General features: G+C 42.3%; 19 protein-coding genes. 2 read left to right on the top strand and 17 right to left on the bottom strand.

Annotated features, from left to right (window positions below; all coding sequences use genetic code 11):
- Positions 1-79: 79 nt before the first annotated feature.
- From AKG37_RS14435 to AKG37_RS14385, 11 genes are all read right to left on the bottom strand, one after another.
- Positions 80-730, bottom strand: coding sequence for a response regulator (locus AKG37_RS14435; RefSeq protein WP_060699436.1), 651 nt, complete (start codon positions 728-730; stop codon positions 80-82).
- Positions 727-1,872, bottom strand: a complete 1,146-nt coding sequence (locus AKG37_RS14430) for a GAF domain-containing sensor histidine kinase (protein ID WP_060699435.1) — start codon at positions 1,870-1,872, stop codon at positions 727-729. Before AKG37_RS14430 ends, AKG37_RS14435 begins: the two co-directional genes overlap by 4 nt.
- 154 nt (positions 1,873-2,026) lie before the next feature.
- Positions 2,027-3,772: a phospho-sugar mutase gene (locus AKG37_RS14425; RefSeq protein ID WP_060699434.1), complete on the bottom strand. Its 1,746-nt coding sequence runs from the start codon at positions 3,770-3,772 to the stop codon at positions 2,027-2,029.
- A 339-nt stretch (positions 3,773-4,111) separates the two neighbouring features.
- Positions 4,112-5,773, bottom strand: a complete 1,662-nt coding sequence (glpD, locus tag AKG37_RS14420) for a glycerol-3-phosphate dehydrogenase (RefSeq protein ID WP_060699433.1) — start codon at positions 5,771-5,773, stop codon at positions 4,112-4,114.
- 139 nt (positions 5,774-5,912) lie between these two features.
- On the bottom strand, positions 5,913-7,409 hold the full coding sequence (gene glpK / locus AKG37_RS14415; RefSeq protein ID WP_060699432.1) for a glycerol kinase GlpK: 1,497 nt from the start codon (positions 7,407-7,409) through the stop codon (positions 5,913-5,915).
- A gap of 15 nt (positions 7,410-7,424) precedes the next feature.
- Complete coding sequence (locus tag AKG37_RS14410) at positions 7,425-8,240, bottom strand: MIP/aquaporin family protein (RefSeq protein WP_060699431.1); 816 nt, start codon at positions 8,238-8,240, stop codon at positions 7,425-7,427.
- A gap of 217 nt (positions 8,241-8,457) precedes the next feature.
- Positions 8,458-9,015, bottom strand: a complete 558-nt coding sequence (locus AKG37_RS14405) for a glycerol-3-phosphate responsive antiterminator (RefSeq protein WP_024425304.1) — start codon at positions 9,013-9,015, stop codon at positions 8,458-8,460.
- A gap of 154 nt (positions 9,016-9,169) precedes the next feature.
- Positions 9,170-10,510: an aspartate aminotransferase family protein gene (locus tag AKG37_RS14400; RefSeq protein WP_060699430.1), complete on the bottom strand. Its 1,341-nt coding sequence runs from the start codon at positions 10,508-10,510 to the stop codon at positions 9,170-9,172.
- Positions 10,511-10,764: 254 nt separating this feature from the next.
- A complete protein-coding gene (locus AKG37_RS14395) occupies positions 10,765-12,357 on the bottom strand; it encodes a PucR family transcriptional regulator (RefSeq protein WP_060699429.1) in 1,593 nt (530 codons plus the stop codon).
- A 32-nt stretch (positions 12,358-12,389) separates the two neighbouring features.
- Positions 12,390-13,307 carry an AEC family transporter gene (locus tag AKG37_RS14390; protein WP_060699428.1) on the bottom strand — a complete coding sequence of 306 codons (918 nt, stop codon included), beginning with the start codon at positions 13,305-13,307 and terminating at the stop codon, positions 12,390-12,392.
- 284 nt (positions 13,308-13,591) lie between these two features.
- Entirely contained in the window at positions 13,592-14,008 is a 417-nt protein-coding gene (locus AKG37_RS14385; RefSeq protein WP_060699427.1) for a VOC family protein, read from the bottom strand.
- A 168-nt stretch (positions 14,009-14,176) separates the two neighbouring features.
- Between AKG37_RS14385 and AKG37_RS14380 the strand changes: the two genes are divergently transcribed.
- On the top strand, positions 14,177-14,593 hold the full coding sequence (locus tag AKG37_RS14380) for a hypothetical protein (RefSeq protein ID WP_060699426.1): 417 nt from the start codon (positions 14,177-14,179) through the stop codon (positions 14,591-14,593).
- Between the two features lie 37 nt (positions 14,594-14,630).
- On the opposite strand, the gene AKG37_RS14375 is transcribed toward AKG37_RS14380, so the two are convergent.
- From AKG37_RS14375 to AKG37_RS14365, 3 genes are all read right to left on the bottom strand, one after another.
- On the bottom strand, positions 14,631-16,169 hold the full coding sequence (locus tag AKG37_RS14375) for a bifunctional GNAT family N-acetyltransferase/carbon-nitrogen hydrolase family protein (protein WP_060699425.1): 1,539 nt from the start codon (positions 16,167-16,169) through the stop codon (positions 14,631-14,633).
- Positions 16,170-16,184: 15 nt separating this feature from the next.
- Positions 16,185-16,850, bottom strand: coding sequence for an HAD family hydrolase (locus AKG37_RS14370; protein ID WP_060699669.1), 666 nt, complete (start codon positions 16,848-16,850; stop codon positions 16,185-16,187).
- A 310-nt stretch (positions 16,851-17,160) separates the two neighbouring features.
- Entirely contained in the window at positions 17,161-17,511 is a 351-nt protein-coding gene (locus tag AKG37_RS14365) for a DUF5365 family protein (RefSeq protein WP_060699424.1), read from the bottom strand.
- 108 nt (positions 17,512-17,619) lie between these two features.
- On the opposite strand from AKG37_RS14365, the gene AKG37_RS14360 reads away from it, so the two are divergent.
- The gene (locus AKG37_RS14360) at positions 17,620-18,528 is read left to right on the top strand and encodes an RluA family pseudouridine synthase (protein ID WP_060699423.1); all 909 of its coding nucleotides are present in this window, start codon (positions 17,620-17,622) and stop codon (positions 18,526-18,528) included.
- Positions 18,529-18,765: 237 nt separating this feature from the next.
- Here the strand turns inward: AKG37_RS14360 and AKG37_RS14355 are convergent, their stop codons facing one another.
- The 3 genes from AKG37_RS14355 to AKG37_RS14345 form a co-directional block, all read right to left on the bottom strand.
- A complete protein-coding gene (locus AKG37_RS14355) occupies positions 18,766-19,332 on the bottom strand; it encodes a class D sortase (protein WP_060699422.1) in 567 nt (188 codons plus the stop codon).
- A 45-nt stretch (positions 19,333-19,377) separates the two neighbouring features.
- Positions 19,378-22,281, bottom strand: coding sequence for a 5'-nucleotidase C-terminal domain-containing protein (locus tag AKG37_RS14350; RefSeq protein WP_060699421.1), 2,904 nt, complete (start codon positions 22,279-22,281; stop codon positions 19,378-19,380).
- An 87-nt stretch (positions 22,282-22,368) separates the two neighbouring features.
- A complete protein-coding gene (locus AKG37_RS14345) occupies positions 22,369-25,749 on the bottom strand; it encodes a CheR family methyltransferase (RefSeq protein ID WP_060699420.1) in 3,381 nt (1,126 codons plus the stop codon).
- Positions 25,750-25,894: the final 145 nt, after the last annotated feature.

Genomic DNA, 25,894 nt, shown 5'->3' with positions numbered 1-25,894 from the left:
ATCTGTGCTCTTTTTTATTCAATTCATTGAATTGAATGTGCGCTTAAAAGTTTTAGCATAGCGGTAAAATTCCTCTCTGTCATAGCAGCTCTTTTGGCTGATTTTTTTGATAATCGACTGCATATAGAGCCGCTTGGGTTCGATCTGCCAGCTCTAACTTTGATAATACATGAGATACGTGCGTTTTGACAGTCTTTTCAGAAATAAACAGCGATGAGGCAATTTCTTTGTTGCTTTTGCCCTTTGCAATTTCAAATAGGACATCTTGCTCTCGATTGGTCAGCTCTTTCATCAATGCCCATTTCTGTTCTTTTGGTTCTGTCAAATGCTGCACAAGAAAGGTCGTGATATAACCATCTAACTGATAGGTGCCATTTTGTACTTCTATCATTGTTGTGAGCAGCTTTTCAGGTGCAACGTCCTTTAACTGATAGGCTTTCGCCCCTGCTTGAATGGCAGGAATGACATAATCCTTATCCGCATAGCTTGTCAGGATCACAATGCGGGTGTCCGGCATTTCCAGCGTCATTTTTTTCGTTGCCTCAATACCATTCATCACGGGCATAGACAAATCCATTAAGACAATATCAGGCTGTGTTTGTCTAACAACTTCTAAAGCCTCTTCCCCATTAGATGCCTCACCAACGATGTCCACATCAGGCTGTGTTTGCAAGAAAAACACCAGCCCTTTTCTCACAATATGATGATCATCTGCAATAACGACTCTCATGACGATCCCTTCCTCTCTTGTGAAAATGGCACTTTTACATGAATCATGGTTCCTTTACCTAATTCAGAATTGATACAAAACGTACCACCGGCTCTTCGGATGCGGTCAGACATCCCTTTCAGTCCAAGGGAAGGAAGGCTCATCTGCTCGTCATACTGAAATCCTTTTCCGTTATCAATGATTTTCATTTCAAATGTGTCTTTTGATTGATTAAGTTTGACCTCAACTTCCTCTACTCCCGCATGTTTTTGACAATTATTCAGCGCTTCTTGACATACCCGAAACAACATTTCATGTTGCGAATGGTCCATCTCCATACAACCTGATAAAGATAATCTGCAGCGCAATCCTAACAGCTTTGCATACTCTTCAATGCCTGTCGTAAACCCTTTTTCAATTCCTCTTGGTCTAAGCTGCCAAATGAGTGAACGCATTTCAATCAGTGCATCTTGTGACAAATGCTGAATAAAATCAATCATTTCCCCTAAATTCTGATCATTTGTCATTTGACGGGCAGCCTTAGCGGTCAGACTGACTGAGAACAGCATTTGGTTGACAGAATCATGTAAGTCCTGTGCCAGTCGGTTTCTTTCTTGTAAAAGGGCGTGCTGCTGTTCATTTTGCACAAGCTTCATTCGCTGTATAGCTGTGCCAATTTGAAGTGCAATGCTTTCAAGCAAATTCAGCTCTTCTTGTGAAAATGTGACTTTTCCCTTTGCCGCCACATTTAATAAGCCGAACGTACGCTTACATGCTTGTAGCGGCACCGTCGCATGATGTGTAATCCCTTCTGTATCCCCAAGCCTTTGTTCAATTGCCGTTTCAATCCGTTTGCAGTTCATAATATTGGTGGCTGATTGAAGTGAGCCTTTCGTGTATCGGTTGATACAATAACAATCATTTTGACACATGAGCTGCTGTCGATTCTTCGAGAGAGCTTCAGGTAAGGAAACCTCTGCCATCAATTCATATGATCCGTCTTGTTCTATAAAATAAATCCATGCTGAATGAAAGCCTGTAACATCCATCAGCATCTGAAGCACTTCATGAAGCGTATCTTTCATTTCCATGCCTTCATTTAGCTTTTCAGCAATTTCTTTTAACGTTTTTAATGTTTCAACCTTTTCTTGGTATTCTCCCATGCTGTTTACCCCCGGCATGCTGCCTTCTCTTATCATTACGCTTATTATACCATGAGCACCCTGCTGGCTCTTTCTCCAAAAGAATGATTTCTTCTCATTCTTTTGGCTGAGAAAAAAGCCATCATGCATTCTTGCAAGATGGCATCGTCTTTCTTTATTTAGCTGTTTCTTCTACAATATCATAAACCACTTTCATCACTTCTTCTGACAGAAGCCTCAGTTTTTCTTCGCTGTCTGTTAAAGACGTGCCTTTGACTGCAATATAAAATTTCACTTTAGGCTCAGTGCCGGAAGGTCTTAAGCAGAACCACGAGCCATCCTCAAGGAAATACTTCAACACATTTGATGCTGGCAGGTGAATGGTTTCTTCTTTCTTTTCATCCACAAGATGTCTTTCACTTGATTGGTAATCCTCAATCACTGTGATCCGCTGTCCTGCGATGGCAGCTGGCGGATTTGTTCTAAAAGTATGAAGGATGGCTGCAATCTGCTCTGCTCCTTCTTTTCCTTTTAAGGTTAACGATTTTAATCCTTCTCTGTAAAAACCAAACTCCTTGAAAATATCGACAAGCGCGTCATACAAGGACTTACCTTGTTTTTTATAAAACGCAGCGACTTCAACCGCTAACAGTGCTGCTTGCACGGCATCTTTATCTCGTGCAAAATCACCGATCAAATAGCCATAGCTTTCTTCATAACCGAATTGAAATGTGTATTCTCCGCTCTTTTCAAATTGCTTAATTTTTTCGCCAATAAATTTAAAGCCAGTGAGTGTGTCTATCGTGTCGGCACCAAAGGCTGATGCAACAGCACGGCCAAGCTCACTTGTGACAATGGTTTTCATGACGACGGGACGAGGCGGCAGCTGACCCAGTTTTTGTTTTTCAGACAATAAATAATGAAGCAGTAAGGCTCCTGTTTGATTGCCTGTTAAAACGGTAAATTCTCCATCGTGATTTCTAACCGCAATACCTAACCTGTCAGCATCTGGGTCTGTTGCAATAAGAATATCAGCATTTTGCTTTTCGCCGAGCTTAATGGCATACTCAAATGCTGCATGCTCCTCTGGATTCGGCGAGGTCACTGTTGAGAATTGTGGATCTGGTTTTTCCTGCTCAGGTACAACAGTGACATGCTGGTAGCCAAGAGCTTGAAGTCCGTTTCTGACAGGGTGATTGGCTGTACCATGAAGCGGAGTAAATACGACTTTGACATCGACCTCATTTCCCAGCTCAGGATGCACACTTATGGTTTTTAATTTTTCAATATAGGCATGATCAATTTTTTCTCCGATCATCTTGATCAGCCCTTGCTGTTTTAACGTTTCCTCAGAATCAACTGAAATCGACAGTTCATTTTCAATTGCATCTACTTCTTGAATGACTTGATCGGCTTCAAATAGGGGCAGCTGTCCGCCATCTTCCCCATACACTTTATAGCCATTATATTCTGGCGGATTATGACTTGCTGTCACGACGATTCCGGCAAATGCATGCAGCTCACGAACAGCAAAGGAGAGCTCTGGTGTCGGACGCAGTTCATCAAATACATATGTTTGAATGCCTTGTGAAGCAAGCGTTTTGGCTGCTTCCATTGCAAATTCAGGCGATTTATGGCGTGAATCGTATGCAATGGCGACGCCTCTTTTTTTTGCATCCTCTCCATGTTTCGCAATATACGCAGCAAGACCTGCTGATGCTTTACGAACAGTGTAAACATTCATTCGGTTCGTGCCTGCACCAATCTCACCACGCATTCCTCCAGTGCCGAACTCAAGGTTTTTATAGAAACAGTCTTCCAATGCTTGATGATCATGTTGATGCGCTTCCAGCCATTCCCTTAGCTCAGTATCCAGGTGCTTCTCATTGATCCATCGCTCATAATTCGTCTTCCAATTCATGGTCGTCCTCCCCAGCTCTTATCATCAATAAAATACATCTACTGTTATTTTATATGGAATCAGCCTTTATGTCATGCTATATCATTAGCAGCTTGAGAAAATGCTGAACAAATAAAAAAAGCCGATACATGATCGGCTTTCACATTGTTGACAAAGGGCTAAAATGATCTTGATTTTAGCCCTTTGTCTTCTTTTCAGCATGATAGAAAACCTTTGCAGTCTAGGAAGGGCGAGCAGCGGAGCGAATTTGACATTCGTGAGCACCGGAGCGCAGACCTGACACCGAATGCGAGGGTTTGCCTACATGCTGAAAAGCCGATACATGATCGGCTTTTCCTTTTATTCAGCATCAAGCGGTACGACTGCTTCATGGAATAATTGATCTAATTCTGTTTGATGTTTCTCTTTTACTGCTTCATCCCAGCCAAAACGCTCTGCCATATAATCTACAACCGGCTGTGCGTATTTTTTTGCCCAGTTGATGTTAAATAATAGGCTGCCTGTTCTTCTTAAGAAGAAATCAACAGGTGTAACAGCTAGTTCTTCTTCAATCGCATAGACAAGCACTGCTAGCACATATGCCGGAATGTTTCGTTTGTCTGCTTCACCTTGAAGCTGCTCTACTCGCTTGTAGACACTGCTAACGTTTGAACCATATTTTTCAGCTAGTTTTTGTGCAATCGGTTCTGTTAAACCAACAGACGCTCCTTCTGCTGTTTTCGCTTGAACAAAGGCTTCCATATTTTTAGAACCGCCTACATGACCGCCTGAGATTGGCATATGCTTTGTTTTACATGGTCCGTAATCTTTACCTGTTTCTTCTTTCAGTCCTTCACGTACAAGATTCACAATGTGCTCAGCCATTTTGCGGTAACCTGTTAATTTACCACCAGCAATGGTGATTAAGCCTGAAGATGATGTCCATACTTCATCCTTACGAGAAATTTCTGAAGGATCTTTGCCCTCTTCATGAATCAGTGGACGAAGACCTGCCCAGTTGGATTCTACATCTTTTTCTGTAATATTAAGATCAGGGAACATGTACTGAATTGCTTGGATGACATAGTCGCGATCGGCTTTTGTCATACGCGGATGCTCCAGCTGTTTTTTGTATACTGTATCTGTTGTGCCAACGTACGTTTTACCTTCTCTTGGAATCGCAAAGACCATACGTTTGTCTGGCGTGTCAAAGTAAATCGCTTGTTTCAATGGGAATACAGATTGGTCAAATACTAAGTGAATTCCTTTTGTATGCTGTAAGTGTTTCCCTTGTTTTGAGTGGTCTTTGTCTCTAAGCAGGTCTACCCATGGACCTGTCGCATTGACGATCTTTTTCGCATACACATCGTATGTTTTCTTCGTCATGACATCTTCAATGACAACACCAACCACTTTGCCTTTATCATAAATAAATTCTTTTACTTTCGCATAGTTGACCGCTTCTGCTCCGAATTTCACAGCCTCTTTCATGACTTCGATTGTGAGGCGTGCATCATCTGTACGGTATTCAACATAGTAGCCGCCGCCTTTTAAGCCGTCCTTTTTGACAAGCGGTTCTTTTGCAAGTGTTTCTTTCGCACTTAGCATACTTCTGCGTTCGCTATGCTTTACACCCGCTAAAAAGTCATACACTCTAAGCCCAATAGATGTTGAAAACTTACCAAAAGTCCCGCCTTTATGCATCGGAAGAAGCATCCATTCTGGCGTTGTAACATGAGGACCATTTTCGTATACAATGGCACGCTCTTTACCGACCTCTGCGACCATCTTCACTTCAAATTGTTTTAAATAACGAAGTCCCCCGTGCACTAGCTTCGTTGAGCGGCTAGACGTACCTGCTGCGAAATCCTGCATTTCCGCAAGACCGACACGCATTCCGCGTGAAGCCGCGTCAAGTGCTGTACCAGCGCCTGTAATACCCCCACCAATGATAAACACATCATATGGTTTTTTTGTCATTTCCTGAAGCATTTGTTCTCTTTCTAAGCTAGAAAAAGTCATCTCTTGTTCCTCCCATGTTGTACGGTAAAGAAAAAGAGACCGCAAACACCCAAAGCGTATTTCTACACTTCGGTGCCTGCGGTCTCTCCAGTTCTCCAACCGTTCTATTAACTTACTTGAAGTATATCATACTTTTGGTTTATTTGAAAGCTTGAGCTGCTTTTACAGCCTTTTTCCACCCGCTGTATAACGAGTCGCGGCTGTCCTCTTCCATTTTAGGATCAAAGCGCTTGTCAAGGTTCCATTGTTTTGCAATGTCTGAACGGTCGTTCCAGAAGCCAACTGCTATTCCCGCAAGATAGGCCGCACCGAGTGCCGTCGTTTCATTAATTTCTGGACGCTCTACTGGTACATCCAGCAAATCACTTTGGAAGCCCATTAAGAAATCATTCTTTACAGCTCCGCCATCAACTCGCAAAGTTTTTAATGAGATGTTTGAATCCTTTTCCATCGCATCTAAAACATCCTTTGTTTGATAAGCAAGTGATTCTAACGTTGCACGGACAAAGTGCTCTTTAGAAGTACCGCGTGTTAATCCGAATACAGCGCCTCTGACATCACTGTCCCAGTATGGTGTGCCTAGACCAACGAATGCTGGAACGACATATACGCCATCTGTTGACTCAACGCGCTCTGCATAGGCTTCACTGTCTTTCGAGTCTTTAAACATTCTCAGTCCATCGCGCAGCCACTGAATTGCTGAACCAGCAACGAATATACTTCCTTCTAAAGCATATTCAACTTTACCGTCAATGCCCCATGCAATCGTCGTTAATAAACCATGATCCGACTTAATTGCTTTTTCCCCTGTATTCATCAACATGAAACATCCTGTACCATATGTGTTCTTCGCCATTCCTTCTTCAAAGCAAGCCTGACCGAATAGAGCAGACTGCTGGTCTCCCGCCGCTCCTGCAATCGGGATATTTTTGCCGAAGAAATGATAGTCTGTTGTTTCACCATAAATATGTGAAGATGGTTTCACCTCTGGAAGCATAGAAGCAGGTACGCCAAGGATCTCAAGTAATTCTTCATCCCATTTCAGATCGTAAATGTTGAACATTAATGTTCTTGACGCGTTGGAATAATCTGTAACGTGTGATTGACCGCCTGTCATCTTCCAAATGAGCCATGTATCGATTGTGCCAAACAGTAAGTCGCCATTTTCAGCTTTCTCACGAGCACCTTCTACATTGTCTAAAATCCATTTTACTTTTGTGCCTGAGAAATAAGCATCAATGAGAAGACCTGTTTTATTTCTAAACGTTTCATCGTGTCCTTGTGCTTTTAACTCTTCACAAATACCAGACGTTTGTCTAGACTGCCAAACAATTGCATTATATACTGGCGCGCCTGTATGTTTATCCCAAACAACAGCTGTCTCACGCTGGTTCGTAATACCGATACCAGCGATTTGATCTGCTTCAATTCCTGATTCGATTAAAGCAGTTGAAATGACGGATAGAATAGAGCTCCAAATTTCATTTGCATTATGTTCTACCCAGCCTGGGTTCGGAAAATATTGATTGAATTCCTTCTGAGCTGTATGTGCAATTTTGCCCTCTTGATCAAATAAGATCGCTCTTGAGCTTGTTGTCCCTTGATCTAATGCGAGAATATATTTTTCTTTTGCCATGGTGTTTTCCTCCCCTTACATACTTTCATTAACAGCATTTGTTTGGTTTTTCGTAGAAACATAGAGTCCTAACAATACCACAACTAAAATAACGCTTACAATCCAAAAGGCTGGTGTGACGTTCGCTTTAAAGGCTGCATTGTAGAAAACACCGCCAAATGCGCCGCCTAAAATTGGACCAACAACAGGTACCCACGCATATTTCCAATTCGATGGACCTTTACCTGGAATCGGTAGAATCGCATGTGCAATTCTCGGACCTAAATCACGTGCAGGGTTGATTGCATAACCAGTTGTACCACCTAAAGAAAGACCAATTGCGACAATTAAGAAACCAACAATCAGCGGATTCACTCCGTCTGCAAATTTATTTGCACCAATCGCTAAGATTCCTAGAACCAATACAAATGTACCGATGACTTCACTGAGTACGTTTGCAAAAGTATGCGGAATCGCAGGACCAGTTGAGAATACACCTAGCTTTGCACCTGGATCGTCTGTCGCTTTCCAGTGCGGTAAGTAATGTAAAAAGACAATAATAGCTCCTAGTAATGCACCAAGCATTTGACCGGCAATATACATTGGAACATCAGCCCAAGGAAAACTTCCTTCTAAGGCAAGACCAATTGTGAGTGCTGGATTCAAATGCGCTCCGCTGATTCCACCAGTTGCATATGCTGCAATGGCTACTGCAAACCCCCATCCGAAAGCGATTACAATCCAGCCGGACTGATATGCTAGCGATTTCTTTAAATTAACTGCCGCACACACACCGCCTCCAAAAATAATGAGCAGCATTGTACCTACGACTTCACCCCAAAATGGTGTCATGAAAATTCCTCCTCTGGTTCAGTTGCCATCCCCTATAAATGTGTAGAAAAGATGATAAAGAAAAAAGATCCACAACAAACATACTTTACGTCAGGGTCATTTGTCACCTAGTAAAGCGCTGTTGTGGATCTCCGTTTCTCCATCACATGATATTAACTTAGTGCTATAGTATCAGAGGATGAAAACGTTGTCAATCAATTTTCACATTTTATCTTTTTCACTTTTGGAATGCTTTCCACAGCGCTGTATTCGATGTGGTTACAGCTGTCGCACCTGCTTCAAGCGCTCTTTCTACATCTTCTTTTGTTCGGATAAATCCGCCTGCAAATATTGGTATTCCAGCTCTTTCGCGCACTTCTGTAATTAAATCCGGCACAACCCCTGGCAATACTTCAATAAAATCTGGACGATGTTTCCCTACGAATTCCATGCTTTTTTCCATAGCACTTGTATCAAGTAAAAACATTCTCTGAATAGCATATACCTTCTTTTGCTTTGCTTTTACTATGACAGAAGACCTAGTAGAAATAATCCCTGCCGGCTTCATTTCCTGACAAATAAATTCCGTTCCATACTCATCATGTTTAATCCCGTGAATGAGATCGACATGGACAAACATTTTTTTATGATGGGCATTTGCCTCATTCATAATGCCCTTTAACCGGCCTAAATGGACATCAAGTAAGACTCCATATGTAAATGGACTTTTTAAAAATTCCTCAAATTGCTTCATATTGCGAACAGCAGGTAGAATGGGTTGATCATGAAAACTCATATGCCGTCTCCTTCTAAAGTGTATTGGTTCAGCCTTCTCCTAACAGTAATAGAATCTCTGCTATTTTTCAATACACCTAGTGTGTCCAATGCCGATTTCACGAAGCAGCTTATCGAAAACATCCTTCATAGAAAAAAGCAGAGATGTCTCTCTGCTATAACTGCGCTATACTTTCTTTTAATGTGTTTATGATAAATGAGGCGTCTTCGTCTGTTATATTTAGCGGCGGTGCAAGCTGAGCCACATTATTATAGCCGGCAACCGTATCACCATTTTTCCCAATGATGAGTCCGCGTTTTTTACATTCTGAAATCAATTGCCCGACAACCTGTTGGTCAGCTGGTTTTTTGGACTGTTGATCCTGGACAAGCTCAATTCCAAACAGCAGGCCTTTTCCTCTAACATCACCGACAAATGGATGCGCCTTTAACTCTTGCAAACGTTCAAGCATATCTCGGCCAAGTGCGTCAGACCGTTCCACTAGTTGCTCGTTTTCCATGATCTCTAGGTTGGCAAGGGCCACCGCACAGGAAGCAGGATGACCGCCAAATGTATTCACATGACGGAGCCGGTCATACGTATCTTCGCCAGCGTAGGCTTCATAGATTTCTCGTTTGACGCACGTTGCAGAAAGCGGTAAATAGCCGCTTGTGATCCCTTTTGCCATTGTGATGATGTCTGGTTTTACTTCCTCATGCATAAAACCAAACCGTTTCCCTGTCCGGCCAAAACCGCAAATCACTTCATCCACAATCAGAAGCGCTCCATGAGTCTCACAGATGTCTTTGACCTTCTTCAAATACCCTTTTGGCGGCATTAAGATACCGCCGCCTGTAATAATCGGTTCCATAATGACCCCAGCAATGGTCTCGCTTAGTTCCCACGTCATAGCTTGATCAATTGCCGCTGCACTTGCCAAATTCTCTTGATCCTCAGGGTGACGATACACATCAGGCGGTGCGACATGAATAAAACCTTGACCTAATGGTTCATATTTATATTTACGCTGCGCCTGCCCTGTTGCGGCAAGAGCTGCTGCTGTATTGCCGTGATAGGACCGATATCTGGAGATGAACTTTGTTCTTGCACTCTCTCCTTTTTGCGCATGATATTGTTTGGCGATCTTAAATGCGGCTTCATTGGCTTCAGAACCACTGTTAGAAAAAAAGATAACATAGTCCCCGCCAAGCCATTCATTTAGCTTTTCAGCCAGCTGAATTGCAGGCACATGGCTTTGTGTCAGCGGATAGTAAGGCATTGTACTTAATTGCTTATATGCCGCCTCAGCAAGCTCTTTTCGGCCATATCCGGCATTTACACACCATAGGCCTGACATCCCGTCTAAATATCGATTTCCATAAATATCTGTCACCCATGCGCCCTCTGCCTCGTGAATGACCATACTTTCGTTTTCCTTGTTTGTCCCTTTCATATGATGCCAGATCAACTGATCATCTTTCGCCTGAAGATTTTGAGCCTGCTCATGTATTTTCATTTTCCCGCCCCCATGTATCCGTTTTCATCATCAAAGAAGCTTAGACCGGTTCAGCAGCACATTGCCCCTCCTTTCATTATATGGATGAAAAGGGAGGCATATGAAACTGAAACTTGGCCGCCCGTAAGAGTGAACCAATGGTTACTTTCATTATAAAAAAGGGGCCGGGCCGATTACATTAGACAGATCGTCAACTGATTGAAAAGAACCATAAGACACTCCACTTGATGTCTGAGCAAATCTAACACACCTTTTTAGCGGAGATCTCCTTGCAGGAATTCATACGCAAGAATTGCAAATTCAAGTGCCTGACGTTTGGGCGCCTGCATCATATCCTCACCAAGCAAGGCATGCAGTTTATCTAGTCTATGATAAAGGGTCTGCCTGACAATATAAAGCTGGCTTGCGGTTTCTTTTTTAGAACCGTTTGTCTGTAAAAAGATATTCAGCGTTTGATAGAGTCTTCCGTTATTTTGCTTATCATATAAAATCACAGGCTCCAAATACTCTTTCACCATACATTCAAGGAGTCCGCTTTCCTTCATAACAGGCATAAGACGGAGCATATGTAAATCTTGATAAAATGGACTTTCCACCCGCTCAGGGATGGCTTTCTTTAAATGCAGCACTTCTTTGGCTGCTTGAAAGCTTTTTCTCATCTGCTGAAACTGTTCACAATATGAACCGATGCCAAAATTGATCACGGTCCCGCGGGGCCCCTCCCGATCATACAATTGTTTAATGTCACTGGCCGCCTTCTCTGCACGCTCTTTCCAGTCCTCTTTCTTTCTTGTGTTTAATAAAATAAACAAGGTTTGTCCTTGATGCTCATACGCAATAAGATGGAAACCCGCACGCTGAAAGATAGAGCGGCAAGATACGAGAAAATAAAGATTTCCTGTGATTTCTTCGATTTGATGATGCTTTTGAAAGAGCATCACCACACAGCCGGTTGGCTTTTTCAATCCTTCTGTTTCTTCAAGATGCTCTAAAATTTCTCTTTCTGTATGTTCTTCTTGGAACCATTTTTGCAGCCATTCGTTCTCTTTTGTCTTCTTCAGCTCTTCTGTATATAGCTCTCTTAACGTTTGCTGAGCAAGAGCATTCGCACCTTTATCCATTACGAGCATTTCGAATTCTGAGAGCGTGTTCGTTTGATGAATGAGCACAAGGTCTGCAAATGTCTGCTTGAGTGCGAGCACTTGTTTTTGGGTCACTTCGTATCCTTTTGGCAAGGAAGCGAACTTCAAGTAATTCATGACCAGCTCTTCGGTTTGTTTGGAAGAATCACATAAAATAATCGGCTCCCCCTGAACGGGTATGAGTAAAAGAATTCCCCTTACGTGCTGATACACTTGATCCAAAATGTCCATCTGTGGATGCGGGGTCAGTAAAAGCTCATTAAGCTTTGATGATAAAGCTTCTAAATCAGCCATCATTTGATACTGTCGCTCAATCATCATCGTATGAAGATGCTGTGTAATGTTGACGAATTTCACTTCTTTTGTAAATAGAATGAGGGGAAAATCTCTTTCTTCTGCATACGCAATAAGTTCTTCCGGCACATCGAATCTAAGTGGAACAAATTCAATACACAAGCCAGCCGCACCAGAATCGATCAGCTGCTTTAAAAATGCTTGAAACACACCCAATTGATCGTGAAAGCCAGCGGCCGTTGTTAAAATGAGCTCGCCCCCGTTTAGTAAATCTTCTACTGCAGGCACTTCTAGCACATGGACCCATTTGACCTGCCGAAACAATCCCTTTTCCCCAGCTAACACTTTCGCATGGGCAAAATACTTCGTTTTCAACACATCACTCACTTGAAAATGAACATCTGTATTCATTGGTATGTCCCCCTTTGTTTGCCGACCTGACCCTATCCTAGAGGGTGCATAGATAAAATCCATAATAAAACAGGTAAAGTCACGATACTTAAAATGGTACTAAGAAAGGTCGTGCTTGAGACAAACTCAGGCTTCGTTCGAAATTGTACAGCCATCAGTGTAGTATTTGCTGCTGTCGGCATTGCGGCAACTAAGATCATAATTTGTTTCACCAAATCATCTACAGGTAAAATAAGCGTAAAACCGAATGCGATCATTGGTGAAAGAAATAGCTTCAGCAGGACCGCATAAGAAATATTGCGATAATCGACTTGCTTAAAAGAAATGACGGCAAGCTGCATGCCTAAAATAAGCATAATCGTCGGTATGGCCGCATCTCCCACAAGCTGAACACCCGTCATCAGCTCTTTAGGTAAATGAAGGTCAATCAGCTGAAATAATAGACCGATGAGTGCCCCATAGGCAACCGGCATACGCAGCACTTTTTTTAGCACAACCTTTAAATCTCCTGCATCCTCTCCGCCCTTTGCTGCATAATACATTCCGATTGTACTCATGACGAGCTGCTGCAGGACCATTAAAACGATGGCAATATCTAAACCAGCTGCTCCGAAAACAAGCAGAACAACAGGCGTACCGTAATTCCCATTATTCATAAATGCAGACGACAGAATCATGGCACAATACGTTTCATTCGAATAACCATAAATACGAGATAAAATAAAGACACATAAAACAAGTGAAAGACAAAGTCCGACAACAAAAATAGATAAGTACACATAGTCCATCGACACTTTGTTTTGATAAAAGGTTTCAAACGCAAGAAATGGTGACATTAAATATAAAGACATCGATGAGAGCGTATGTATGTCAAAACCAATAGCCTTCTGCCCGATATACCCAATCAGAAAGATACCGAACACTGGCAGTAAGACAAGTAAAAACTCCATGCTGCACCTACTTTTCTCTAGATGAATTCCTAATTTTTTCTTCCTCTTTATCATACCATTGTTAAACAATAAAAAAGAAGCGCCCTTATGAAAGGGCACTTCTGATTGTTGGCAAAGGGCTAAAATGATCTTTATTTTAGCCCTTTGTCTTCTTCTCAGCGTGATAGAAAACCATTGCAGTCTAGGAAGGACGAGCAGCGGAGCGGAGCGAATTTGACATTCGTGAGCACCGGAGCGCAGACCTGACAACGAATGCGAGGGTTTGTCTACTCGCTGAAGCGCCCTTATGAAAGGCCGCTTCTCTCCTCATCCAAATAAAACACTTCCCACAAATGACCATCAAGGTCTTGAAAGCTCCAACCATACATGAACCCATGATCCTGCTTTTCCTTAAATGGTGCCCCCCCTGCTGCTATCGCCTGCTCCACCAGCTCATCGACCTCTTTTCGTGAATCAACACGCATAGAGATGATCACCTCTGATGCCTCCCTTGCATCCACCAATTGTTTCTCTGAGATGGTTTGAAAATGCTTATGGGATAGCAACATGACATTGATGGTGTCATCAATGACTAAGCAAGCCGCCTGAGAATTCGTAAATCGTTCTTGGAATTCAAATCCAAGCTGCTCAAAAAAAACCTTTGATTCCTTGACATGCTTTACCGGCAAATTGATATACAAATGTTTAGATTGTCGTCCCATGTTCCTCTCCTTTTTAAACACATGATCTCCTTTCAGTATATTCGGCTTTTGCTCGGGCATCCCTTAGTCACATGAAAAAATAAGCGCTATGCCTCATTTACCTTATTTTTACAATAAATTATGATGAATCGTGAACAGAAAAATTACAATCATTAGGAGGTTTTCACATTGAAAACAATTGTAAAATCATTGATCTTCTCCACTTCTGTCGTTTTATTTGCTTCTCCCTTTACCCAAACAGCAAATGCTGCACCTGCCTATCATGAACAGGTGACAGCGCAAGGTGATTTTCAACTTCCCTCTGTAACCGATACGATTAAACGCAACATTGAACTTTCATTCGAGAAACAAGAAAAATGGCTGCTACATCTTGAGCTGCTTGCGGGACCAGAAAAACGCGAACAAGTCGAGCCGTATTTCAAGGAGTTTATACGCCCTGCATTACAAAAGCTTTTAGAAGAGTCTTCTCTGACATGGAACCAAGTAAACCAAACGATTTACCAGTCTCTTATCCAATCAGGTATCCCGGTCTTAGCTGCGAAAGCTTTAGCTCATTCAGGTACTTTATCTCTTAAAAAAATGTAATCAAAAAGAAGCGCCTATGACGAGGCGCTTCCTTTCATTATTTCTTATATTCAATATGGTACACATCTCTTCTTCTATCTTTCAGCTGACGTACCGTTCCATCTTGCCGTTGTCTTCTTAAAATTTCTAAATCGACATCGCCAACAACAACCATTTCTATATTTGGATTACACTCTCCTACAATCCCATCCCTTGCAAATTCAAAGTCAGATGGGGCAAAAATGGCCGATTGTGCATATTGAACATCCATATTTTCGGTTTGCGGAAGGTTTCCGACAGTTCCCGAGATGACCGTATAAATTTGGTTTTCAACCGCTCTAGCCTGTGCACAGTAACGCACTCTTAAATAGCCTTGGCGGTCTTCTGTACAGAACGGTGTAAAAATAATCTTTGCCCCTTTATCAGCTGCAATCCGAGCAAGCTCAGGGAACTCAATATCGTAGCAAATTTGGATCGCAATTTTGCCGCAGTCCGTATCAAATACCCGAACCTGATCACCTGCTGAAATCCCCCACCATTTTCTTTCATTCGGCGTAATATGGAGCTTATATTGCTTTTCAATCGTTCCATCACGTCTAAATAAATAGGCGATATTGTAGATTTTCCCTTCCTCTTCAACAAAATGTGACCCGCCGATGATATTAATGTTGTACTTTACAGAAAGGTCTGTGAACAAATTAATGTAGTCCTCGGTATATTCTGTGATCCGCTGGACGGCAAGACTTGGTGATCGCTCTTCTAAATAGGACATGAGCTGCGTTGTGAAAATTTCTGGGAATACAGCAAAGTCAGCTGACGCATCTGATGCGACATCAACATAATACTCCACCTGATTCATAAATTCCTCAAAGGAATGAATTTGTTTCATCGCATATTGAATCACGCAAATGCGAACTGGGAACGCCGATTTATAATATCTTTTTGATTGCGGGCGATAATCGACGTTGTTCCATTCCATTAACGTTGCATATGTGCTGGATGCCTTATCATCTGGCAAGTAATTCGGATTGATCCGCATGAGACTGAATTCATTTAATAGCTGAAATGATAAAACAGGATCATAAATTTGGTGAAGCATTACCTGCTCTACATATTGGCGGGGCGTCATTTCCTCTTGGTATTTATGATAATTCGGGATGCGTCCGCCAATGATGATGCTTTTTAAATTTAATCTTCTCGCTAAGTCTTTTCTTGCTTCATACAAACGATGACCAATTTTCATGCGGCGGTACTCAGGGCTCACCATGACTTCAATTCCGTACATATTCATCCCATCTGGGTTATGGTTTGTGATGTACCCATCATCTGTAATGTCCTGCCAAGTATGGCGGTCATCGTATTCATCAAAGTTAATTAATAAACTTGAACAGGAACCAATGATTTCCCCCTCGAATTCAGCACAAAACTGACCTTCTGGAAAATGCTCAAGATGGCTTTCAAGGTGCTCTCGTTTCCATGGATCCATGCCTGGAAAGCAGATCTCCTGCAAGGCAATGATTCGGTCAATATCTTCTTCCCGGATATTACGGATCACCATTCTTTTTTCAAACCGTGTTAAATCGAGTTTTTCTGCCATGATGTTTTTGCCCCCTTACTGATCCTCTTTTTCAAGCTGATGGAATAGCTGGAGCAATTCAATTTCAGCCATTGATTCTAATCTGACATCATATTCTTCAAATTGCAGCGTGCTCGTCACTTTGTTTGGGACGATAACGCATTTCATGCCTGCCCGTTTGGCGGCAACTGAACCATTCACAGAATCCTCAAATGCAACACAATCCTTAGGCTCTACACCTAAGCAGCTTGCGGTTTGCAAATAAAGCTCTGGATTTGGTTTCACTTCTTCCACATCATCTGACGTGCGGATACATTCAAAGTAATCGAAAAGACCAATCTGCTTCAGGTGATCTGACACCCATTTATAGTCTGAGCTGGAAGCAAGTCCAATCTTGATTCCAAGCTCCTTTGCTGCCTCTAAATAAGCTTGTACGCCAGGTCTTGCTGATTCGTCCTTCATTCTCTTTTGAAAACGAGAACGCCGGTCTTTTGTAAGTGCCTCATGATCCAGCGTCTTGCCTAGCTGCTTTTCCAAGTATTCAAATGGCTTAAAGCCTGCCTGCGTTCCAATGACATTGCCCCATACTGAAAGAGGCAGCTCCGACTCATGCTCCGCAAACATTTCTTGTAAAACCTCATATTCATGTGTTTCTGTATCTAAAATTAATCCGTCAAAATCAAATATAATCGCCTTTACCAACGAGGCCACTCCTTTTTTTACGAAAGTCTTAAACATGATACTCAATGCTATCATATCGTGAATAAAATTGACTTTCAAAGATGAATGTCTGCTAAAATGATTATGTATAAAAGGAGCCTGTCCCATTTTGTCAGGCTCCTATCCGTGTCAGGTTCATTCTGCAAGAGATCCAAGCGCTCCGATTCGTGGAGAAATAGGCAATGTTGAAAAAGAGCGGGTTTGGTATTACAGATCTTAAAGGTTTCTCCATTCCCTTAAAAATAGTATGTGCGGCGAACTTGTAAGTTAACAAGGAAGTTCACACCAACTTTTACGCATTTTGAAGGTGTCGGCTGACAAAATCGTCCAAATCAAACGGAAATGAAAAGCCGCATGCATTGACCTGCTCACGGTTTCGCTCGAATAGCTCACGATCATGTTTTGTAATATGGCGTTTAGGTTTGACAATAATGGTATGTAATAGCTGAAGTCCCGATAAAATACGAAAAGCATCATCCATCGTCCCGTTATATACCCCATCAATAAAAGTAAGCGGGCGCTCTTGTTGACGCACGGTGAGCTGTTCTCCATTGACAGCATGGGATAGAAGCTCTTCAACATCCTTTGATATTTCTTCAATTGCCTGCTCCTGTAGGTCTGTAGCAGCTTTCATTAATCTCACGTGACATCTACCTCTCTGTCGTTATTTCTCCATTCAGAATAGCACAGAAAAAAAGGCGTTCGCCAAGGTAAGTGTTTCCTATATATACCCAAAGAGAGGAACGATATCATGATCATGAAAGGACACACGCTCTCACTAAAAGTAGGTGAGCAGCAGCATGACACTTCACTGAGTCATTTTTTAAAAACAGCCGTGTCTGCCTCAAAGCCAATTATCCATTTTTGGATGGAGAATCAAAAAATACGTTTAAATCAAAAGCCTGCCCATCACGCAGCCAAAGTCAGTACAGGCGATCAAGTCCTGATTGATTTATTTGAAACGGAAGAAAGTGATGTGACACCAGAATACGGTGAATTAGAGGTGCTTTTTGAGGACGAGCACTTATTAATTGTGCAAAAACCTGCTGGACGACCAACGCATCCGAATGAAGAGGGACAAACGGGCACACTGGCTAACCTTGTGGCCTTCCATTTTCAAGCAAATGGAGAGGAAAAGCGGGTAAGACATATCCATAGGCTGGATCAAGACACAAGCGGCACTGTCATTTTTGCTAAACACAGATTAGCGCATGCAGTGCTTGATCAAATGCTTTCTAAAAAAACGATCAGACGAACATACATTGCCATCGCAGACGGACTTTTCAAGAAAAAGAAAGGCGTTATCAATGCGGCGATCGGCCGTGACAAGCACCATGCGGTCAGACGGAGAATCTCCCCTAATGGACAACATGCTGTGACTCATTTTCAGGTCATGGATATGAATAAACGTCTGCAAATGACAGCCGTCCAGCTGCAATTAGAGACTGGAAGAACGCATCAAATTCGCGTTCACCTTAGCAGTCTCGGTCATCCTTTAGCCGGAGATACATTATATGGCGGTGTTCGTGAATATATCAACAGATGTGCCCTTCATGCCAAACAAGTAGACATGAAGCATCCTTTTACAGGTGAGCACCTGAGCATAGAAGCACCGCTTCCAGCGGATATGGCTCAGCTCATGGACATGATCATCCATTAAAAAAGAGAGCCTGCTGTTCATGCAGGCTCTCAGATTATTGAAAAAGGGTTAAAATGATCTTTATTTTAGCCCTTTTTCTTCTTTTCAGCGTAATAGAAAACCTTTGCAGTCTAGGAAGGACGAGTACTGGAGGAGAGCGAATGTGAGATTCGTGAGCACCGGCACGCAGGACTGACACCGAATGCGAGGGTTTGTCTACACGCTGAGAGCCTGCTGTGCATGCAGGCTCTTTTTTCTTTAGACAGATGCTCTTTTTGCATAAATAATGTACCGCTCTGGTGCATTGCCAACGAAATGAAATGGATAGCATGTGGTTAACACCAGCTCTTCCTTTTCATTCTGCAAAGTGATAATGGATGTATCATGCTGATCGACGATTTTCGTATGCGTGATTTCATAAACAAACTCACCATACGGTACAGTGATTTTCAGCTGATCCCCAATATCCAGCTCACCTGTCCGGCGAAACACCGTGTCTCGGTGGCCAGATAGGACGATTTGTCCTTTCTGATCAGGGTAATAACTGTCTTTGTAATGCCCGACTCCCTTTGCAAGATCATCGGCATCTGTCCCTTCGACAATGGGAAAGTCAGCCTTTAATTTTGGAATTGTCAGGATGCCTGAGGCTTTCCCCATTTCAGGAGCAAACTTCTTCTTTGACATCCCTTGATCAACAGCCACCGCCTTCTTCGCTTCTTCTAATGATTGTGCCGTTTGAAGGTGAGTAGAGGCGATTTGCCAAATTCCCCAGCCGAGCAGAACAATTCCTGCTGTCATCACAGTAAGTGCAAGCCACTTTTTCATGCTTAAACTCCTTTGCCTGTTACATTTCTCTTAGATGATACGATTTCAGCTTGCTGCTTTTTCTTCTTGTTTTGCTTGTTGAATTCGTCCCTCTTTTTGATACACAATGGAAGCTCCCCCAAAGCTTTTCACAAAATCGACCGTGGCTTCTAAATCTTCGGGGCCTGTTTCAGGATTTTTCCCAAGCCTGCCTATCGGCGCATATTTACTACCAGTTGCAGTTGCCATGAAGTTATTCACGGTGAGTGTATACGATTGATCGAAAGCAACGGCTGAACCATCCGGCAGCTTCAGGTCGACTACTTTATATGTTACCGGATCATAGGAATATGAAAAGCCCGAAATACTATAATCTGGTCCAAATTGAGGTGAAATTTGCGCTTCAATGATTTCAACTAAGTCTTTTCCTTTAATCTCTAGTTTGACTAAAACGTTGCCGAATGGCTGAATATTAAACAGATCTCCCCACGTTATCGGCCCTTTTTCGAGATTTTGCCTAATGCCGCCCCCATTCATCATAGCAAAGTCACTTTTCATTGAATATCTCATCCCATCGGCAATCAGGTTGCCAAGCGGCGTGTCTCCATCATTTGAATAGCCGCCTTCCATTTTGACACCAGCTTCTCCAACAACCTCACTAATAATCGGCTCAACTTCTTTCCCATAATGAGCCAAAATGCCGGCTGCTTCCTTGTCTTTTTCAATACCAGATTGGTCTACATACTGGATATTTGCACTCTTTTTGACTATATCCTTCGTTTTGCGGTCAAGTGTAACATTGACTTCACCAATGGCTTTCCCATATTCAAAGGCTTGAACAATTAATTTTCCATTGACCTCTCCGTTTACCACTTCATGATTATGCCCTGCAAAGATGACATCAATTTCATCGTCGCCTTCTTTGGCAAGCTTCGCACTCTCTCCTGTGATGGTATCTCCATTTTGGGAGGCAGTCATATGAGCTAATACTGCGATGGCCTTGACCCCTTTTTGTTTTAATTCCTTCGTGGCTTCATTTACGGCTTTGACTTCATCTGTAAACTGAATGTCTTTAATCCCTTCTGGCATCACCATTCCTGCGGCTGATTTAGTCACAACACCGATAAATGCAACTGGGATTCCTTCTACATCCATGATTTCATAAGCAGGTAAAAGCGGTTTGCCTGTATCTTTGTATTCACAGTTTGCACAAACGAGCGGAAAGTTCTGTCCGTCATATCCCTTTGTGCCTTTAGGATGTTCTCCGCCATTTATGATACGTAATAGCTCGTCCACCCCTTCATCAAATTCATGGTTGCCGACCGTACCAACATCAAAGCCAATGTTCTCCATGAGTTCTACCGTTGGTTCATCCTGTAGAAGAGAAGAGATTGGAGAGCTCCCGCCAATCATATCTCCGGCATGAACCGTGATTGTATTTTTGTATGCCGCTTGTTTTTGTTTCATATAAGCCGCGACGTAATCCATCCGTCCGTATGTCCCTTTATTGCCATCACCTTTTAGATCCAGCTCGTATTCTTGATCAATTTTACCGTGTAAATCATTCATACTTAAAATCGTTAATGGGACATCGCCCGCGTCCTCTGCAGGCTGATAACCAGCCTTTTCTGCTTCTTCTTTGGAAGCAAAAAAGATACGTTTATCCACAGCGATTTCTTTCCAGCTGTCAGGCGATACGTAGGTTTTTGCAGATGAATCACCAACATAGCGTGTCAGTCCTTTTTTCTGCTCACGTGCTCTAAATTCAAACGGCTGTTCCAGCAAGGGGTCCGCTTCATTCCAAATGCCCAGCCCTTTTTCTTTCGCTTCTTTGACAGCTTTTTGGAACGTTTGATAGTCTTTTTCATCTCCAACTGGCCATATGAAGTACGTAGGGGCATATCCTTTTTTCACAAGCTCTAAATTCGTATTGATCCCTTTTTTGGTTCTGACTTGAGCTAAAAGACGTCCGTAGCCATCCTTCGCTTCAGGACCAATCTTTAATGTGACTGTATCGCCGCTTGAAAGAAGTGTTTTCAAATAGTCTGCCGCCTGCTGTCCAAAACGCAGCTGGTTTTGATCTAATTCATTTTTTGGCTGATGGTACGTTTCCGGCGTGTCCATATTGACAAAGCGCACCTTTGTTGTACCAAGCACAGGCTTCTTTAAATGAATCGTATCTCCATCCACCACCCGGTCTACTGTTGCCTTGTATTCTTTCTTGATTTTTGGCGGCTTTGGCTGGTGTTTCAACAGATTGACATCATCCTTATGTCTTGGAAGCAACTGCAGCGTATCATACCTGCTTAACAGCCCTGTGAACTCATACCATTTCCCTGCCTTTACTTCATCAATGGCACTTGTATCCACCATCACTCTAAGAATGGTACTATGATACTTTTTATCAATGATCACTACATTGTATCCACCGCCAGCCGGCTGCTCTGGTTTTGATTCAACATAGCCTTTGACCTTCACAAGTTTGCCTTCATGTTTACGTGCCTGATCCGTTTCTAGTTGTTTCACGGAAACTCGCTTTGGCTTTGGCAAGGTTTGATTGACAGCATCTACCTTCAGGGCGTCTTGATTCGGCACAATTTCGATCAGTCCTTTATAAGTCGTGATCTTCCCCGTTACTGTCACCTTCATACCTGCTTTTAGTTCTGGAAAGTTGTCCGGCTGTGCTGAATAAATATTGATTCCAGCAGATTTGTCTTGAATGTAAGTTGACAGTTTCCCATTGCCTATAGCAGCTTGATCTGCTGTCACAATTCCACTCACCGTCACCGTCTCTCCGATCAACTGACGGGCTTTCTTGATGTTCATTGGCTTCTTTTGTTTCCATACCATTTCCTTCTTTTCAGACGCACTGATTTGATCAGCTGAGATCATGCCAGGCAGTAAGGATTGCAGACTAAAGATCACCAAAACTAAACAACACATCATGCGAATGGACCGAACACGTTTCATTAGACTTCTCTCCTTCCGAGCTTCATCTCTCATAGTGTACTAAGTAAATATTGACGGTGGATGGATTTCTTGTAAAACTTATCTCTTTCAACTCACTGGAAACGTAATAATCACTCGTGTTCCCTCAAAGCTTTTGCTTTCAAAACGAATACTGCCGCCGTGGCTTTCAATGATTTTAATCGTCATCATTAATCCAAGTCCTGTTCCTTTTTCTTTCGTTGTATAAAAAGGCTCACCCAGTTTTCCTATTTCGTCTTCTGGTATGCCCTTTCCTTGATCTTCAAAGATCAGCATTATTTGGTCATGTTCCAATACTGATGTGACATGAATAACACCTGTCACACCATCCATCGCTTCAATTCCATTTTTAAGGATGTTTAAGAAGACTTGTTTCAATTCATTCGGTATACCTTGAATGTTTGGCAGAGACGGAGACAAATTCTTCTGAATGGACACACCTTTTAAAACCGCCTGTGATTCAACAACCATGATGACCTCTTCGAGCAGCAGATTGACATGCACCGGCTCAAATTTCACTGATTTGCTTCTAGAAAGCACGAGGAATTCGTTAATAATGGCCTCAAGCCGATTAAACTCAGACATCATCACATCTGCATAATCCTTCTGATATTTCTTGCTTTGAATCATCAGCTGTAAAAATCCCTTTAACGACGTCAGCGGGTTTCTTATCTCATGAGCGATGCCGGCTGCAAGCTGACCAACTGCGGACAGCATTTCTGACTTCATCAGCATCTTCTCTGACTGCTTTTGATTGGTAATATCCTCTGAAATACGCATCACGGTCGATTGCATTTTGTCAGGATCATCAATTCGATGTAAAGAGACTCTCTCCCATCGTTCACGGCCTGATACATCCTGAAAGTACATCTCACCTGTCCAGCTGCCTTCTCGTAAACAAACGTCCCATTGCTCCGCTAAATCATCGCATTGACATAACGAATGATAGACAGAAAAAATATCTTTGCCGATCAGGTCATACTCATGCTGCTGTACAAACTGGCAAAAACGCTGATTCACACATTGGATGGTCCCTTCCTCAGTTGCAACCACAATGTGAATATGGCTGTTATCCAGTGCTGTGACCGCCAGATGGAGCGACTGTTTGATTTTCATCATTTCCGTCATTTTAACCCATGTCATCACCGCTCCCTCTTGATCCTGATCAAAGATAGGTGTGATATGGACGGTGAATTGCTCTCCTTCATTCGTTTCAATTTCTCGTTCGATGACACGTCTGTCTGAAATGACGGCTTGTATATCATGATAGAGCGTTTCCTCTGTAAGCTTCTTAGCCATCAACTGGAAGGATTGCTGGTGCCTTATTTGAGCTGAAGTAAATAAAGTAGAGGCTGCGGGAGTGTAATAACGAATGTTCATATCCCGATCCACAAACAACGTCGCAAGCTCTGGCTTGACTGAAGGTCTGTACAGTTCTTCTCTTGTCACCTTTAAGTTGTTTATGATATTAATAAAATGTTCGTGTTTTTTCTCAAGCTCCGCTATTTGTGTGTTTTTCGCTTTTAATTGCGCCCTTGCCTCCTGCTCCTTTTGTTTGACTTCATTGAGTTCATTTTCTAAATCGACAATACGCTGCTGATAGACTGAATTCTGATCTGACATCCCTTTGCCCCTGCCGTTCTTTTGATTTTTTCCTCTCTCATTCATTCGAATGAGAATGACGTATACTCCTTTAAAACGGCGATCAAAACTCTTTACGGTAAAATCCGCATACTGCTTTTTGCCTTTTTCCGAAATGAGGACATGCTGAAACACAACCTCTGTCTCGTCTGTCCACACCTTTTGAAAGGTTTGACTCAACATCTCTTTCATATAATCAGGTGTCACATATTCACATGACTGATCTGACACTTCTGTATGATCTAAGAAAGAATAGGCCCCATTTGATATCGCCAGGATCTTGTCACAATCATTGATCACCATGCATGCGTCATAACCCTCGCTCACTTCTTGCATATATTGTGCGGCTCGCTCTTTTAACTCTGCATCACGAGTGTCTCGTGCCCAATGGACATTGTTTTTAGGAACACTGGAATGGGTGTAAATGTTCCACTTTTCATTGAACAATTGAAACAAACGAGGGATATTGGGAATCGTTTCATTAGGCCCTAATATCAACATTCCTTGATCTTTTAAAGCATATTGGAATCGGGATAATACTCGTTTTTGTACTTCTGGCTGAAAGTACATCAGAACATTTCGGCAACTGATAAAATCGAGGTGGATAAAAGGTGAATCTATCAATAAATTGTGAGGAGCAAAAACAATATGTTTTCTAAGCGACTGCTTCACAATAAAAGCGTCACCTTTTTTGTCGAAATATCGCGCACGCCATTTTTCCGGCATGCTTGCCATAGACTCTCTCGAGTAAAGACCTTTACTAGCTATTTGAATGGCTTTTCGGTTGATATCTGTCGCAAAGACTTGAAGTTCAATGGACACATCTCTTCGCTTCATTTCTTCTAAAAATAAAATCGTAAAAGAATAGGCTTCTTCTCCAGTGGAGCATCCCGCAATCCAAACACGGCATCGAGATTTCCCGTTTTCCATTGAATGTTCAATAATTGACGGTATGATCTTATGTTCACATACACGAAATGCCTCCATATCTCTAAAAAATGAAGTCGTGCCGCTTAGAAGATGGACGTGCAGACGATCAAGCTCATCTGGTTCTCTTTCTAATAAACGATCGTACTCTGATAATAATGACATTGGTTGCTTTGCACTTCGCATTCGTTTTTGAATGACAGATAGCATCCTTTTCTTTTCATAGGCTGAAAAGGCAATACCTTTATACATTTCAAGACGTTCAATGATTCTTAGTAAAACTGGATCTGTCTCATCAATATGCGGGATATTGATGAGATTGGCGATATACGCCGCAAGGGTGGATGGATCTTTGAATGTGTGATGATACATGCTGTCAAAACCACTCTCTATCTCGCTGCACGATAAGGCGGTACCACCTTGCTCAACCAACTGAAGCAAGCCACTCCCCACACAATGACCTTTTTGAAAAAAGATCGCAAACGCCTCTTCCTTTTGAACGCTGGCAAGCGACTGAAAAAGCGAGTTGACAGAGCATGCCTTGTTTGGTGGTAGCGGCTCTGAGACATGTAGCCGATAATCTTCTGTTAACGTCACAAACGCATGCTGCGGACAAAAATAGATCGTCTTCTTCATGACTTTCTCACCATGTTTAATCGTTTTTGCCCGGTAGCCAATCGGTAAAACAAGTGCTTCAAAATCTGTTATACAATCGCCTGTCACATGATTTTGCACAACAATAAAAGAGGCATTTAAATCATGTGGAAACGATTGAAAAAAAGCCTCAAGATGATGCTGTTCAAACGGCGAAACACCGATGCCAATCACTGGTGCCTGCACATGTTCGTCTTCTATCAAACGATTAATGATTTTGTCCTGCATCTGGTACCCCCATGTTCATTCGTCTGATACTTTTTTTCGACAAAAAGGAAGAAAACCCTCTAATTGTAAATAATGTTTTTTGCATAAAAAAAGGAAAATATCCTCACATTAAAACAGATTGTATAAATAGAAGGAGGACTCTTCA

This window comes from Bacillus australimaris (assembly GCF_001307105.1).
Taxonomy (GTDB): Bacteria; Bacillota; Bacilli; order Bacillales; family Bacillaceae; genus Bacillus; species Bacillus australimaris.
This window is presented reverse-complemented; position numbering and strand designations above follow the sequence as displayed.